At 39.3% G+C, this 14857-nt stretch carries 8 protein-coding genes, 21 tRNA genes and 2 rRNA genes; 2 read left to right on the top strand and 29 right to left on the bottom strand.

Annotation, left to right across the window (positions count from 1 at the left end; genetic code table 11):
- Positions 1-1401, bottom strand: a complete 1401-nt coding sequence (locus M3189_RS12035) for an isochorismate synthase (protein WP_251634290.1) — start codon at positions 1399-1401, stop codon at positions 1-3.
- A gap of 355 nt (positions 1402-1756) precedes the next feature.
- Between M3189_RS12035 and M3189_RS12030 the strand changes: the two genes are divergently transcribed.
- Together M3189_RS12030 and M3189_RS12025 are read left to right on the top strand one after the other, a co-directional pair.
- A complete protein-coding gene (locus M3189_RS12030) occupies positions 1757-2695 on the top strand; it encodes a 1,4-dihydroxy-2-naphthoate polyprenyltransferase (protein ID WP_251634289.1) in 939 nt (312 codons plus the stop codon).
- A gap of 182 nt (positions 2696-2877) precedes the next feature.
- A complete protein-coding gene (locus tag M3189_RS12025) occupies positions 2878-3105 on the top strand; it encodes a hypothetical protein (protein ID WP_251634288.1) in 228 nt (75 codons plus the stop codon).
- A 150-nt stretch (positions 3106-3255) separates the two neighbouring features.
- Here M3189_RS12025 and M3189_RS12020 read toward each other — a convergent pair whose 3' ends face one another.
- The 28 genes from M3189_RS12020 to M3189_RS11885 all read right to left on the bottom strand — a co-directional run.
- Entirely contained in the window at positions 3256-5649 is a 2394-nt protein-coding gene (locus M3189_RS12020) for a glycogen/starch/alpha-glucan phosphorylase (protein ID WP_251634287.1), read from the bottom strand.
- Positions 5639-7087, bottom strand: a complete 1449-nt coding sequence (gene glgA / locus M3189_RS12015; protein ID WP_251634286.1) for a glycogen synthase GlgA — start codon at positions 7085-7087, stop codon at positions 5639-5641. Before glgA ends, M3189_RS12020 begins: the two co-directional genes overlap by 11 nt.
- Entirely contained in the window at positions 7084-8115 is a 1032-nt protein-coding gene (locus tag M3189_RS12010) for a sugar phosphate nucleotidyltransferase (RefSeq protein WP_251634285.1), read from the bottom strand. Before M3189_RS12010 ends, glgA begins: the two co-directional genes overlap by 4 nt.
- 19 nt (positions 8116-8134) lie before the next feature.
- Positions 8135-9280, bottom strand: coding sequence for a glucose-1-phosphate adenylyltransferase (locus M3189_RS12005; protein WP_251634284.1), 1146 nt, complete (start codon positions 9278-9280; stop codon positions 8135-8137).
- On the bottom strand, positions 9228-11168 hold the full coding sequence (gene glgB / locus M3189_RS12000; protein WP_251634283.1) for a 1,4-alpha-glucan branching protein GlgB: 1941 nt from the start codon (positions 11166-11168) through the stop codon (positions 9228-9230). The genes M3189_RS12005 and glgB overlap by 53 nt, the downstream gene beginning before the upstream one ends.
- Before the next feature lie 1050 nt (positions 11169-12218).
- A tRNA-Glu gene (locus tag M3189_RS11995) sits at positions 12219-12290 on the bottom strand.
- Positions 12291-12300: 10 nt separating this feature from the next.
- Positions 12301-12391: transfer RNA gene (locus M3189_RS11990), tRNA-Ser, on the bottom strand.
- Positions 12392-12399: 8 nt separating this feature from the next.
- A tRNA-Asn gene (locus tag M3189_RS11985) sits at positions 12400-12474 on the bottom strand.
- A 60-nt stretch (positions 12475-12534) separates the two neighbouring features.
- Positions 12535-12611: transfer RNA gene (locus M3189_RS11980), tRNA-Ile, on the bottom strand.
- 3 nt (positions 12612-12614) lie between these two features.
- A tRNA-Gly gene (locus M3189_RS11975) sits at positions 12615-12688 on the bottom strand.
- Positions 12689-12707: 19 nt separating this feature from the next.
- Positions 12708-12783, bottom strand: a tRNA-His gene (locus M3189_RS11970).
- A 29-nt stretch (positions 12784-12812) separates the two neighbouring features.
- A tRNA-Phe gene (locus M3189_RS11965) sits at positions 12813-12888 on the bottom strand.
- A 29-nt stretch (positions 12889-12917) separates the two neighbouring features.
- Positions 12918-12994: transfer RNA gene (locus tag M3189_RS11960), tRNA-Asp, on the bottom strand.
- 3 nt (positions 12995-12997) lie between these two features.
- Positions 12998-13071, bottom strand: a tRNA-Met gene (locus M3189_RS11955).
- Positions 13072-13233: 162 nt separating this feature from the next.
- A tRNA-Ser gene (locus M3189_RS11950) sits at positions 13234-13326 on the bottom strand.
- Positions 13327-13345: 19 nt separating this feature from the next.
- Positions 13346-13422: transfer RNA gene (locus tag M3189_RS11945), tRNA-Ile, on the bottom strand.
- A gap of 31 nt (positions 13423-13453) precedes the next feature.
- A tRNA-Met gene (locus M3189_RS11940) sits at positions 13454-13530 on the bottom strand.
- Positions 13531-13604: 74 nt separating this feature from the next.
- Positions 13605-13680 (bottom strand) — tRNA-Ala (locus tag M3189_RS11935).
- Positions 13681-13701: 21 nt separating this feature from the next.
- Positions 13702-13778, bottom strand: a tRNA-Pro gene (locus tag M3189_RS11930).
- Positions 13779-13785: 7 nt separating this feature from the next.
- A tRNA-Arg gene (locus M3189_RS11925) sits at positions 13786-13862 on the bottom strand.
- A gap of 34 nt (positions 13863-13896) precedes the next feature.
- Positions 13897-13985 (bottom strand) — tRNA-Leu (locus M3189_RS11920).
- A 5-nt stretch (positions 13986-13990) separates the two neighbouring features.
- A tRNA-Gly gene (locus tag M3189_RS11915) sits at positions 13991-14065 on the bottom strand.
- A 36-nt stretch (positions 14066-14101) separates the two neighbouring features.
- Positions 14102-14183, bottom strand: a tRNA-Leu gene (locus M3189_RS11910).
- Positions 14184-14216: 33 nt separating this feature from the next.
- Positions 14217-14292 (bottom strand) — tRNA-Lys (locus M3189_RS11905).
- A 30-nt stretch (positions 14293-14322) separates the two neighbouring features.
- A tRNA-Thr gene (locus M3189_RS11900) sits at positions 14323-14398 on the bottom strand.
- A gap of 9 nt (positions 14399-14407) precedes the next feature.
- Positions 14408-14483 (bottom strand) — tRNA-Val (locus tag M3189_RS11895).
- Between the two features lie 10 nt (positions 14484-14493).
- A 5S ribosomal RNA gene (gene rrf, locus M3189_RS11890) occupies positions 14494-14609 on the bottom strand.
- A 129-nt stretch (positions 14610-14738) separates the two neighbouring features.
- Positions 14739-14857 (bottom strand): 23S ribosomal RNA (locus tag M3189_RS11885); the annotation flags it as partial.

The following is a 14857-nucleotide window of genomic DNA, read 5'->3' as shown; positions in this document are numbered from 1 at the left end:
TTAATTTCCTCCAAGGGCGCGAAGCATCGGTCTGAATTTTAAACCTGTTTCCAAATATTCACTTTCAGAATCAGAATTTGCAACAACACCACATCCTGCAAATAATGAAACTTCCTTATCTTGAATGAGTCCGGAGCGAATAGAAACCGAGAACTCACCATTTCCACGATAATCACACCAACCAAGTGGAGCCGCATAGAACCCACGATCCAATTCTTCGACTTCTCTAATTTTTTCTATCGCTTCTTCTTTAGGAAGTCCACCGAGGGCAGGAGTTGGATGAAGCCTTTCAACTAATAGAAGCAATGATGCGTCCTTCTGACATTTACCAATGACAGGTGTATAAAGATGTTGAATGTCCCTTATTCTCATTAATTGCGGGTTATCTGGAAGGATTATTTCCTCACATGATTCTTCTAATGCTTCTTTTATCATTTCAACCACATATCCATGCTCAATAAGGTTTTTCTTATCATTCAGTAATGTTTGCCCTAACATCTGGTCTTCTTCTTCTGTTTTACCTCGTCTAATCGATCCTGCAAGACAGGTAGAGAATACATCGTTTCCTTGTTTTTTCACTAACCTTTCAGGTGTAGCACCGATAAAACAGTCTCCATTCGATTCAAAAACGAAAATAAAGCTATCACGCTGTTGATTATATAAATTCTTTAGTATTACCTCTGCTTTAACACGTTGATCAAAAAATAACCTTAATTCCCGAGCAAGGACCACCTTTTTCAATGTGCCGGTTTTTAAATCCTCTACCACATCATCCACACTCTGTTTCCAATTCTGTGGAGAAATTTCTTTTGTTTCAAGCAGTATAGCCGGTTTTGTTTCGAGAATTTCTTTCGATGACGTGAGTAATTGGATTCGCTCATTAATTACTTTCTCAAAAAGTGTATAATCATCATTTTGGGTACAAACAATATTCGTCGTTAAAAAAGTCTGCCCTTCAACGATTGTTAACATAAATTTTGGAATATGGAATAAAGAATCTGCATATTTAGACCAAAGCGTTGTTTTTGGCTTATGCGGATCAAAAGAGAATCCCCCAAACATTACGGGACCCAGGCCATTTTCTTTGTATGAATTAAAGATAAGACTGTCTTTTAAAAATCTCTTCCATTCCTCTTCAACATGAAAAAAGCGGTCAGTAGCCTGATCCGACTGAATTTGTTTTGATATGCCAAGGCCAATAAGCACCACTTCTTCCGATGGGTCTTTCCAATAGAACCGTTCTCCTAGATAGCGCTCTCTTCCACTATTAAAAAAGGATATAGGGTCAACTCTGTCCATTTTGTGAACATCACTAATTAGAATGGGTCTGCCTAGTTTCTGAGCAGTACTTACTGCCAAAAGACCCCTTTCCTTTAATTCCGTCTCCTGAATGGTAACCAAAAAAATCCCTCCAAAACAGTCAAATGACTGTTATCCATTCATTTTAATGCCAATTTAAAGATACTACTTTCATTGTAAAGAAGTCAGTAATACTTGTCACTATCTATCCTCTTTAACTTCCTAATTATACCTTAAATAATACCGATCAGGGTTAATTTTGATTTGCACTCGTTTATTTCATTTTCCCTCCAAATTCACATTAATAATCAGATAGGAATTATCTACTAATTCCGCTAATAAAAAATAATTGACTATAGTCGTCAAATTCGCATAAACTTAGGGTTGGAAAGTTTCAAGTCCACAATAGCAAATTAATTATTATATAGATAAATTTTATAAAAAGGGAGAGAATAGAATGCAGCCAAATATACAGCACACATCAAAGCCTGCTGTTGAATCGAATCGCGGTTTTCAAGTTTGGTGGCAAATGACCCGTCCCCATACGTTAACTGCTTCATTTGTTCCAGTTTTGCTAGGTACAGCACTTGCACTTACACATGAGGAAATACACTTTGGTCTTTTCTTTGCTATGTTAATCGCAAGTTTATTAATACAAGCAGCAACCAATATGTTTAATGAGTATTATGATTATAAACGCGGTCTCGATAACGAGCATTCCATAGGTATTGGCGGTACCATTGTCCGTGATGGTATTAAGCCTAAAACCGTTATGCAGATTGCTCTAAGTCTCTATGGAATTGCGTTAGTGATTGGGGTTTACATTTGTATGAGTACAAGCTGGTGGTTAGCACTTCTCGGGCTTGTTTGTATGGCCGTTGGTTATTTGTATACAGGTGGTCCTTTTCCCATTGCTTACACTCCATTCGGAGAGATTTTCGCAGGATTCTTTATGGGTATGTTAATTATATTGATCTCATTCTTTATTCAAACTGGTACGGTCACAACGAATAGCATCCTCATTTCGGTTCCTATTTTGGTTCTTGTAGGTGTTATTAATTTCTCTAATAACATAAGAGATTTAGAGGGCGATAAAGAAAACGGCCGAAAAACATTAGCTATTCTTATTGGTAAAAATAAGGCAGTTACATTAATGGCATATCTGTTTGGATTCTCATTTCTTTGGGTATTAGGACTAATTATCGCAGGTGTTGCTCCCGTTTGGACAATCATTGTAGTTCTTAGTATTCCTAAAGCAAGGAAAGCTATTAAAGGCTTTAAAGCAGGTGTTTCACCCATTCAAATGGCTCCTGCCATGAAAGCAACAGCACAAACCAATACCATCTTTGGTTTCCTACTTGCAATTGGTATTTTCATCGGATACTTTGTTTCTTAAAAAAATTCCAAATAGGAATTAATTGAATAGGTTAAAGGTAGAGCATTTCTTGTAATAAGGAATGCTCTTTTCTTTGAATTGAGAAATTCACATTTTCCATTAGTCCGCTCTTTAATTATTTTTTGAACACCTTTTTTGGACATGCATAGAATGTAATAACTTAATAGAACGGGGGAAATAAAATGGGAATTAGACAAAATTGCTGTGATTGTGATGATTTATTCTTCGGTGTTAATCCAGGTGATAACGTCACGGTTCAATCAGCAGGTAATACAACTCAAAACGGGGATTTTTTAAGAATTGACGGAAATGTCGTTGTATTAGAAGTTGGTCAGGGACAAAACGCAAGAGAAGTAAGAATTTGCTGTTCAAACATCTTCTCTGTCGAACTTGATCCACCTGAGGTTTAATTTAAGCTTTTCCTAGTGAATCCTTTCTTAAGAAATTCTGGCATATAAAGACTACTTCTTGCTGAAAGTGAAGTAGTTTCATAGGCAAAAATTTATTTAACAAGAAAACCACCAATCACTTCGATTGGTGGTTTTCTCCTATTTCTGATTTTATAGAGGTTTTATTCCCCAGATATTGTCCGCATACTCTTTGATTGTCCGATCACTGGAAAAATAACCAGCCTGAGCGATGTTAATCAGACACTTCTTTTGCCAGATTTGTTGATTCCTAAAGGTCTCACCAATTTTCTTTTGTGTATCAGCATAGGAAGCAAAATCCTTCAATACAAAGTACTGGTCATTTTCTTCAAGCAAGGAATCAAATATCGGTTCAAATTCGTTATAGACACCAGGGAAAAATCCATTAACAAGCTGATCAACTGCCTGACGGATGCGGCTGTCATGATGATAATATTCAATCGATTGATACCCGCCATGCTGGTAATAATGAAGAACTTCATCAGCAGAAAGACCAAATGTAAAGATATTCTCATCTCCAACCAATTCATGAATCTCAATATTGGCCCCATCCATCGTTCCTACTGTCAGTGCCCCATTTATCATAAATTTCATGTTGCCCGTGCCAGACGCCTCTTTACTTGCGGTGGAAATTTGTTCACTTAAATCAGCTGCAGGAAAGACTTTTTCCGCAAGCGAAACGCGATAGTTTTCGAGAAAAACGACTTTCATTTTGTCGCCAATAGCGGGGTCATTGTTAACCTTATCCGCTACCGTATTAATAAGCTTAATAATTTTTTTTGCATAATAATAACCGGGAGATGCCTTTGCACCAAAAATGAATACTCTCGGCACCATTGAAAAACTAGAATCCTCTTTTATTCGATTATAAAGATACATAATATGTAATACCTTTAGAAGCTGTCTTTTGTAGGCATGCAGGCGCTTAACCTGTACATCAAAGATAGCAGAGGAATCCACAACAATGCCGTTCTGACTTTGGATAACCTCAGCAAGCCGCTTTTTATTATCAGTCTTAATATCTAAAAGTTTATCCATAAAGGACGTATCATTCTGATATTTAAGTAATTGAACTAAATCACCTGGTGAATTTGTCCATGAAGGACCAATTGATTCGGTAATTAAGGCTGATAAGTCAGGATTTCCTTTTAATAGCCAGCGGCGGTGGGCGATACCATTTGTTTTATTATTGAATTTTTCCGGAAACAGCTGATAAAATTGATTCATTTCACGTGTCTTTAGAATTTCGGTATGCAGCTTTGCCACTCCATTAACACTGAAACTTCCTACAATCGCTAAATGAGCCATTTTTACATAGCCATCAGCAATGATGGCAAGCCCAGCAATCCTATCCCAATCCCCTGTATAGCGGTCCCATAGCTCCCCACAAAACCGTTCATTTATTTCTTCAACAATCATATAAATTCTTGGTAACAGTGGTTGAAAAATGCGAATTGGCCATTTTTCCAACGCTTCTGATAAGGTCGTATGATTCGTATAGGAAATAGTATGCCTTGTAATATACCAAGCAAGGTCCCAATCAAGACCTTCTTCATCTATTAATATTCTCATTAGTTCTGGAATGGCCAAAACAGGGTGGGTATCATTGATGTGAATACAAACGTTTTGATGAAGTTCCTTTAAATTCCCGTGTTGTTTCCGATACGTCTTGATGATGGATTGAATGCTTGCTGATACTAAGAAATATTGCTGCTTTAACCTCAGTATCTTTCCTTCATCATGTGTATCATCCGGGTAGAGAAATTCTGAAACGGATTCCGTTTCCCGTTTATACTTTAAAACATCCTCATGGATGGGGAATTGAGATGGTTCTGCATTCCATAGTCTCAATGTATTAACCGTTTCAGAGTTAAAACCAATTACCGGCATATCATGTGGAACAGCTGTTACACTTTCGGCATTCAAATGCTGAAACGTTAAACGACCATTCACTGTTCTTCCTTCGACATTCCCCCAAAATGGGATTTTAACAGCTAAATCAGCTTTCCTAACTTCCCAGACATTCCCACTTCTGAGCCACTGTTCCGGCAGTTCTACTTGATAACCATCCACTATTTTCTGTTCAAAGAGACCATGTTTATAGCGAATTCCATGACCATGGCCTGGCAGATTAAGCGAAGCGAGGGAATCTAGAAAACAAGCAGCTAATCTTCCTAAACCGCCGTTTCCTAAGCCTGCATCACTTTCTAATTCCTCCAGATCACTTAAATCGATACCAAGGTCCCGGAGACCAACTTGTACGGTTTCTTCGATTCCCAAATTGATTAAGTTTTGCCGAAGGAGCTTTCCTAACAAATATTCTATCGATAGATAATAAACTTGTTTTTCTTTAGCAGCCAGGTATCGTTCATTCGTTTTTATCCAATCGTGACTAACAAATTCCCGAATCATAATCCCAAGTGTTTGGTAATGATCTCGCTCTGTGCTTTCTGAAAAGCTCTTGCCGCAAACCATATTCACTCTCTTTAGGAAATGGTTCTTAAACTCAGTTGGATTAGAAAACATGGGTTTCACTCCTTGAAATCAGCTTTGCATATAGCTGATTATACTTAAATGCAGACTGGGCCCAGCTGTTATCCTTTTCCATCGCTTTTTGAACAATTGTTTCCCAAGCTGGATCATGATAAAAGTGTAATGCCCTTCTAATGGTGTAAAGCATGTCATGGGCATTAAAATTTTTGAAAGAGAACCCATTCCCCTCATTAGTAGTCTCATTCCAAGATTGTACCGTATCATTCAAACCGCCTGTTTCACGGACAATAGGTACAGCACCGTACTTCATCGCAATAAGTTGACCAAGACCGCATGGCTCAAATAGGGATGGCATAAGGAAAAGGTCAGCCGCTGCATATAGCTTGTGGGCCAGTCCTTCACTAAAACCAATGTGCACCTTTAATTTATTGGGATTGGAGTATGCTGCATGACGCAAATACTCTTCATACCCATAGTCTCCAGTACCCAAAACAATCATTTGAATATCTTCGTGAAGAATATCTCTCAAAACGCATTTAACGAGGTCTAAGCCCTTTTGTTTTGTCAGCCTAGTAATCATCACCACGAGCGGTGTGTTTGGGCTCTGTGGCAGCCCAAAGTGCTTTTGGACTTCACTTTTGTTATATGCTTTATTTTCTAGACTATTAGCAGTAAATGTTTTATAGATAAGCGGGTCATCAGCTGGATTATAGAATTTATCATCAATTCCATTTAGAATTCCAACTAGGTCTTCTTCTCTCGTTCTCAAGAGGCCATCCAGTTTTTCTCCATATGCCGGAGTTTGAATTTCTTGTTTATAGGTCGGGCTAACTGTTGTTATTTCGTCAGCTGCAACAAGAGCGCCCTTCATATAGTTTATGCAGCCAAAAAACTCTAAATTTTCAGGGTGGAAAGCTCTCCAATCTAAGCCGAGCAAATCTCCTAGCGTTTCTCTTGGGAAAATACCTTGGAATTGAAGATTGTGAATCGTGAAAACAGTGCGAATCAATCCATAGTCTTTTCGTTTGTAATATTCCATTCTTAATAAAAAGGGAATCATGGCTGTATGCCAGTCATGACAATGGAGGACATCAGGATAGAAGTCTAGATGGGCTAAAGCTTCCAAAACAGCCCGATTAAAATAAGCGAACCTTTCGCCATCATCATAATATCCATAGAACCCTTCACGTTTAAAATAATATTCATTATCAACAAAGTAATAGGTTACTCCTTGATAAATAAGCTCTTCAATCCCACAATATTGATTTCTCCAGCCAACAGGAACTGTGAACTCTTTAATTTTTTTCATTTCCGCTTTAAAGTCTTCGGCAATCGTGCCATACTTCGGCAGAATTACCCTTACGTCCGTACCAAGACTTTTCAGTTCCTTAGGCAGGGAGCCTGCAACGTCTGCAAGCCCCCCTGATTTTGCAAATGGACCACATTCTGAAACTGCAAATAATACTTTCACGTATTCATCAACGCTCCTTGCTTTGTCCCTTTGCGCACAACAAAAGGATCTCTGGAGGTACCAGTTAAGATTGTACCCTCCTCAACCTTTACGTCTTTGTCTAATATTACAGAATCAAGATAACAGTTATCTTCAATCACACATTTTTGCATGATAATGCAATTTTTAATAACCGCACCTTTTCCGATTTTTACGCCCCTGGAAATGATACTATTTTCAACTGTACCATTAATTAAGCAGCCATTCGCAATCATTGCGTTTTGGACAGTTGACCCCTTTAAATAACGGGTTGGCGGCTCATCCTTAACCTTTGTCAAGATCGGTTGTTCTTTTATAAATAATTGATTCCAAACATCGGAATTCAATAAATTCAAACTAGTAGAGTAATATTTTTGAATAGAGTCTATCATGACCGCATAGCCGGAATATTCATAGCGGCAAATGGAATGTTGATGGTCAGGATCTAGAACCACATCTTTCATGCAGGTATATCCTGTTTCATTTCTCGTTTCAATTAATTTAATAAGTAGAGATGTTTTCACTAAATACATTTCCATTGGTGTTCCATTCTCATGGTGGATTTCAGTAATGTCACAACCAGAATGAATATGCCAATCTAACAATGGTTTAAAGTCCATATTTAAAATTGTATAGCAATTTGTAATAATTGAATACTCTTGAGAACTACGGTAAAAGAAATCTAGGTTTGCTGCAAAGTTCTCAAATGAACCAATTTTATTACTATCTGAATCAACAGCGGGAGTAGGAAAAAAGAAAAGGCCATCGCGCTTGCGATTCAAATCCCAGTTCTTTCCTGAACCAAGGTGGTCCATTAGCGAACGGTACATCATTTTCGGAAAAATGGCTACACTTCTTATCCCAGAGTTAACCATATTTGAAAGAACAAAATCAATAATACGATAACGTCCTGCGAAAGGCAGGGCTGCAAGTGAACGATGTGTTAATAGGTCCTCTAAATCATCATGATACGTTGTTGCGTCTATAACACCTAATAGCTTTCTTTTCAATACATGTCCCTCCCGTATATTATAAAGCAGGATGTAACCCACTTAACATTTCTTCTGTAACAAGTATAATTTCATCATCAAATGAACGAATCACGGTTCCATCTGGAATGATAACATCACTCGGAACAATCGCTTTTTCAATCTTAACGTTTTCACCAATTACCGCATCAGGCATAATGACTGATTCCTTTATGATGGATCCTTTACCAACGCTGACACCCTGGAATAATACAGAATTATCAATTTCCCCTTCAATGGTACAGCCCTCATTAATAAGAGATTCCTTAATAATGGCCTCAGGTGAGATATACTGAGGGGGTTGATTAGGGTTTACCGAATAAATTCTCCAATCGTGATCAAACAGGTCTAAATCGCATTCATCATTTAATAAATCCATATTTGCTTCCCAAAGACTCTTAACTGTACCAACATCCTTCCAATATCCCTTGAAAGGATAGGCATAAAGCTTTTTGTTTTCATCTAATAAAGTAGGAATAATGTCTTTACCAAAATCATGTGAGGATTTTGAATTTCTAGCGTCCATTTCTAAATATTCCTTTAGGACACTCCAGCTGAAAATATAAATGCCCATAGAAGCTAAATTATTTTTAGGTTCTGCTGGCTTTTCCTCAAACTCTGTTATTCTTAAATCCTCGTTAGTATTCATAATCCCAAAACGGCTAGCCTCCGCCCAAGGAACTTCTATTAAAGAAATCGTTACATCTGCTCTTTTCTCAATATGATATTCAAGCATACTTTCATAATTCATTTTGTAAATGTGGTCACCTGAGAGAATGAGTACATATTCAGGCTGATATTGCTTTAAATAATTAAGGTTTTGATAAATAGCACTCGCAGTTCCGGTATACCACTTTACCTCAGAAGTCTCAGCATACGGTGGTAAAACGGTTACCCCTCCATCTTTTCGGTCAAGGTCCCATGCACTGCCAATTCCTATATAGGAATTTAATAGTAATGGTTGATACTGTGTTAACACCCCCACTGTATCAATCCCTGAATTAGCACAATTACTTAATGGAAAATCAATGATTCTATACTTTCCTCCAAAAGGAACAGCAGGCTTAGCCAAATCCTTCGTAAGTGAGTTAAGTCTACTTCCTTTCCCTCCTGCCAATAGCATTGCCACGCACTTTTTCTTTCCCATTACCTTTTCTCTCCTTTCGTTTTTTCACCGGTCTTATGATCTGAAAGCCAAAAGGCGGAATCGTCACATTAACGGAATATGGTTTACCATGAAATGGCTCTTCTTCAGCCATAACAACTTTCTTATTTACAAATCCAGCGCCGCCAAAGTCTTGATGGTCACTATTTAAAATTTCCCTAAACTCACATTGAAAGGGAACGCCAATTTTATATTCCGGATAGTGAACACCTGTAAAATTGCATATGATGACTAAGTAATCATTTTCCGTCTTCCCTTTTCTTATAAAAGAAAAGACTGATTGGCTTTCGTTATTACAGTCAATCCATTCAAATCCATCATGGTTATGATCAAGCTCATAAAGTGCTTTAGAGCGCTTATAAATTTTTGTTAATTGTTTAACAAATTGATTTACATTTTGATGCATTTCATAGTCTAATAAATTCCAATCTAATTGTTCTTTATCCTTCCATTCAGAAAACTGACCAAGCTCAAATCCCATAAACAATAGATTCTTTCCAGGATGTGCAAACATGTACCCCAAAAGTAAGCGGAGCTGCGCAAACTTCTCCCAATAATCACCCGGCATTTTATCTAATAATGACTTTTTACCATGGACCACTTCATCATGTGAAAATGGGAGCATAAAGTTTTCAGAGAAGGCATAGAGAAGAGAAAAAGTTACTTTAGTATGAACACTTGCACGTGCAAAAGGCGGAGTTTCCATGTATTTTAGCATGTCATTCATCCATCCCATATTCCATTTATAATCGAAGCCTAATCCACCATAATGGACAGGCGAGGTAACCTTAGGGAAGTCGGTTGAATCCTCTCCAATCATGACAAAGGTTGGATCATATTCATGTACCTCTACATTTAGCTTTTTTAGAAACTCAATTCCAAATGGATTTTCTTGATTGTCGGCTGAATTTGGCCAATAAATGATATTAGCAACAGCGTCCATCCTAATTCCATCAATATGGAAATAATCTATCCAAAAAAAGGCATTTGAGATGAGGAAGCTTTGAACCTCTCCTTTTCCGAGGTCAAAGTTTGCTGTACCCCAAACTTTGTTTTCCCTGTCACTCTCTGTTTCGTAGGAATAAATATGTGAGCCGTCAAAACGATATAACCCATGTGAATCCTTACAAAAGTGACCAGGCACCCAATCCAGAATAACGCCAATGCCATTCTGATGACATTGATCAACAAAGTACATGAAGTCCTTTGGTGTGCCATAGCGAGAGGTTGTGGAAAAGTATCCAGTTCCTTGATATCCCCAAGAACCGTCATAGGGGTGTTCAATTAGAGGTAATAGTTCAACATGTGTAAATCCATGATCCAGCACATATGGAATGAGTTCTTCTGCCATTTCCCTATATGTTAAAAAGTCGCCGTTTTCATGTTTCTTCCACGATCCAAAATGAATTTCATAAATAACTTGTGGTTCAGACAAGTTGTTCTTTTTTTGCTTCCGATACATCCAATGATTATCCTGCCAATCGTAATTTTTCAAAGAATAAACGATTGAAGCAGTATTTGGCCTTAGTTCGGAATAAAAAGCATATGGATCAGCTTTTAAAATTTTTTCATTTTGTGCTGTTGTTATTTCATATTTATAGAGGCAACCACTCAGGTCTTGATTAATGACTATAATCCATACACCTTCATTGTTTACCCTATGTAAATCGTAGCCTTCTCCATTCCAGCTATTGAAATTACCCACTAGCCTTACTTCGGTAGCATTTGGAGCCCAAACACAAAATCTTGTAAAGACTTTATCTGATTCTTTAAACACATGTGCCCCAAAAAGCTGGTGACTTTGAAAAAGGTTTCCCTCATGAAATAAATGCAACTGATAGTCTGTTGGATATAAAGTGTTCACTGCCATTAATAACCTCATCCTTGTGAAAATGTATTTCAAGGGTTAATTATAAGTGCAAATTACTAATAATCCTTGTAAAACTTTTTTATCTTTTCTGACAATAAGTTTTATAGAAAGTCATTTATCGAGTTTGTCCTACATTTTTCGACAACATACAACAAGAATTCCTTCAAGTAACGACAAAAATATATAAAGTTTTTTTGAGATTTTAGGTAAAAAATATTATTTGATTTGCAAAAAATTAAACGGTAAAAACTTACAGAAAACCAGTAGATGTAAGCGTTACCAACGTTTTTCTCATTAATGCGGGAAAGGATGAAATTATACTAATATAGGAATATTCGATAGAAATAGCACTCTCTGGTATTGGACTAGCTATCGGCGTTTTAGAGGATTGAATGGTTTGTTTTTCTTATATAACAACATATATTTTACGGGATGACTTATAAATAACGGTTAGCAAGGAAAATTGGGATGGAGTGACTTTAATTGAATCTTCAGAAGGTATTCGCTTACTTTCTGGGGACTGGAGTGTCACAGATGGAATTATACGTATGGGGTCGGTCACTCCCGTAGGGGTGGGGACTGACCTAGATGGAGTTATCTGCAAGGGCTTGGTCACTCCAGGGTGGCTGGTGTGACCCGGATAGGCTTACAAGAAGGTATTCGGTCACTCCTAGGTGGCTGTAGTGACCAGGATGAAGGAATCAACAGGTGTCCAGTCACTCTGGCACTTTGATGTAAGGATGATTCAGTTTGCATAGTATTCTCAATCACTATAGGTCTTGTCATAGTTACCGTTTTTCATTTTGATTTAACAGTTGGGTCATTATGGTGCTGCTATAGTGCCCCATTTTCTGTTTACTGCAACATTTCAGTCACTATCAGGCCACTATAGTGACCGAAATTCTATTTACATTAAGGTTCCAGTCATTATACAGTTTCTATAGTCACCCAATTCTAGTTGCCTAAACGTTTGGGCCACTATACCTTTCAGTTAATATAATAAAAATAAGCACAAAAAAACTGATGATAATTATCATCAGCCTTTTTGTATGACCCCTACGGGATTCGAACCCGTGTTACCTCCGTGAAAGGGAGGTGTCTTAACCACTTGACCAAGGGGCCTTAATTTTTATGGCGGAGAAGGAGGGATTTGAACCCTCGCGCCGGTTACCCGACCTACACCCTTAGCAGGGGCGCCTCTTCAGCCTCTTGAGTACTTCCCCATAAAAAATGGCTCCGCAGGTAGGACTCGAACCTACGACCGATCGGTTAACAGCCGATAGCTCTACCACTGAGCTACTGCGGAACAATGTAAATTTTTTTTACTTCGCAAAAAATTCTAATTCTTTTACTTTGCAAAAAATTCTGGTGGGCCTAAATGGACTCGAACCATCGACCTCACGCTTATCAGGCGTGCGCTCTAACCAGCTGAGCTATAGGCCCATATGGAGCGGGTGATGAGAATCGAACTCACAACATCAGCTTGGAAGGCTGAGGTTTTACCACTAAACTACACCCGCATATTAATAAATTAATAGATGGGGCGACTGATGGGAATCGAACCCACGAATGCCTGAACCACAATCAGGTGCGTTAACCACTTCGCCACAATCGCCATCATAAAAGTTTCCATCTAAAAACAAATGGTGGCTCAGGACGGAATCGAACCGCCGACACAAGGATTTTCAGTCCTTTGCTCTACCGACTGAGCTACTGAGCCACAACATTATTTTGCCATTTTAATAAAAATGGCGGTCTGGACGGGACTCGAACCCGCGACCTCCTGCGTGACAGGCAGGCATTCTAACCAACTGAACTACCAGACCGTATTGCGGGGACAGGATTTGAACCTGCGACCTTCGGGTTATGAGCCCGACGAGCTACCGGACTGCTCCACCCCGCGACAATAGAAATTAACATATTTACTTCATGCCCATAGTTTGTATGGACTGTATCAATCTCAGAAAGCCAATTCAAGCAGCAGTTCGATTGATACAACTCGCAGTATATTCTGTGAAGTAACGCTCGTTGCTCCACCCCGCGACAATAGAAATTCTTAAGATAATGGAGGAGGAAGAGGGATTCGAACCCCCGCGCGGTGTTACCCGCCTGTCGGTTTTCAAGACCGATCCCTTCAGCCGAACTTGGGTATTCCTCCGTTGTAAATAAAAAATTAATGGTGGACCTTGTAGGACTCGAACCTACGACCGGACGGTTATGAGCCGTCTGCTCTAACCAGCTGAGCTAAAGGTCCTCATATTTGGTTGTTTTGCTTCGCAAAACATTGGTAGCGGCGGAGGGGATCGAACCCCCGACCTTACGGGTATGAACCGTACGCTCTAGCCAGCTGAGCTACACCGCCAAATATCTAAATGCATTGTAAGTTATTTTTTACTAGTGTAAAAAACTTTGATTATTTTGCTTCGCAAAAAATCTTGGTGGAGCCTAGCGGGATCGAACCGCTGACCTCCTGCGTGCAAAGCAGGCGCTCTCCCAGCTGAGCTAAGGCCCCATTTTGTTATTGTTAGTAGAATGGTCGGGAAGACAGGATTCGAACCTGCGACCCCTTGGTCCCAAACCAAGTGCTCTACCAAGCTGAGCTACTTCCCGTAAAATATGGCGCGCCCGAAAGGAGTCGAACCCATAACCTTCTGATCCGTAGTCAGACACTCTATCCAATTGAGCTACGGGCGCATATATTAATGTTTAAACGTCGCTGCAAAAAACTTGGTGCCGAGGACCGGAATCGAACCGGTACGGTAGTCACCTACCGCAGGATTTTAAGTCCTGTGCGTCTGCCAGTTCCGCCACCCCGGCAACATTGGAGCGGAAGACGGGATTCGAACCCGCGACCCCCACCTTGGCAAGGTGGTGTTCTACCACTGAACTACTTCCGCATATATTGTGTTACTTTTTTATAATAAAAACTTAAGTGCGGGTGAAGGGAGTCGAACCCCCACGCCTTGCGGCGCCAGATCCTAAGTCTGGTGCGTCTGCCAATTCCGCCACACCCGCATATTGAATTCATTTGCTTTCGCAAAAATAACTTGGTGAGCCATGAAGGACTCGAACCTTCGACCCTCTGATTAAAAGTCAGATGCTCTACCAACTGAGCTAATGGCTCATTATTACTTATTGTAAGTAATAATGAAAATGGTGCCGGCGAGAGGACTTGAACCCCCAACCTACTGATTACAAGTCAGTTGCTCTACCAATTGAGCTACCCCGGCAAAAAAATTTGGTGGAGGATGACGGGATCGAACCGCCGACCCTCTGCTTGTAAGGCAGATGCTCTCCCAGCTGAGCTAATCCTCCATATAATACAGCCTGGCAACGTCCTACTCTCACAGGGACAAAGTCCCAACTACCATCGGCGCTGAGAAGCTTAACTTCCGTGTTCGGTATGGGAACGGGTGTGACCTTCTCGCCATTATTGCCAGACTATTTTTTCAAAGACATTTATTATTATACTGTCTTTTTGATATTTTTCAAGAGGTTTTTTAAAAAAATTATTCCCTCAAAACTAGATAATTTCAGAAGAAGTTGTAAAACGAGTTTGCCTTTTAAAAATTGGTTAAGTCCTCGAACGATTAGTATCAGTCAGCTCCACATGTTACCACGCTTCCACCTCTGACCTATCAACCTGATCATCTTTCAGGGTTCTTACTAGCTTGACGCTATGGGAAATC

The sequence above is a fragment of the Neobacillus niacini genome, assembly GCF_023715415.1.
GTDB lineage: Bacteria > Bacillota > Bacilli > Bacillales > Cytobacillaceae > Neobacillus > Neobacillus niacini_C.
Note: the sequence above shows the minus strand (reverse complement) of the source record. Positions and strands in the feature narration are given on the sequence as shown.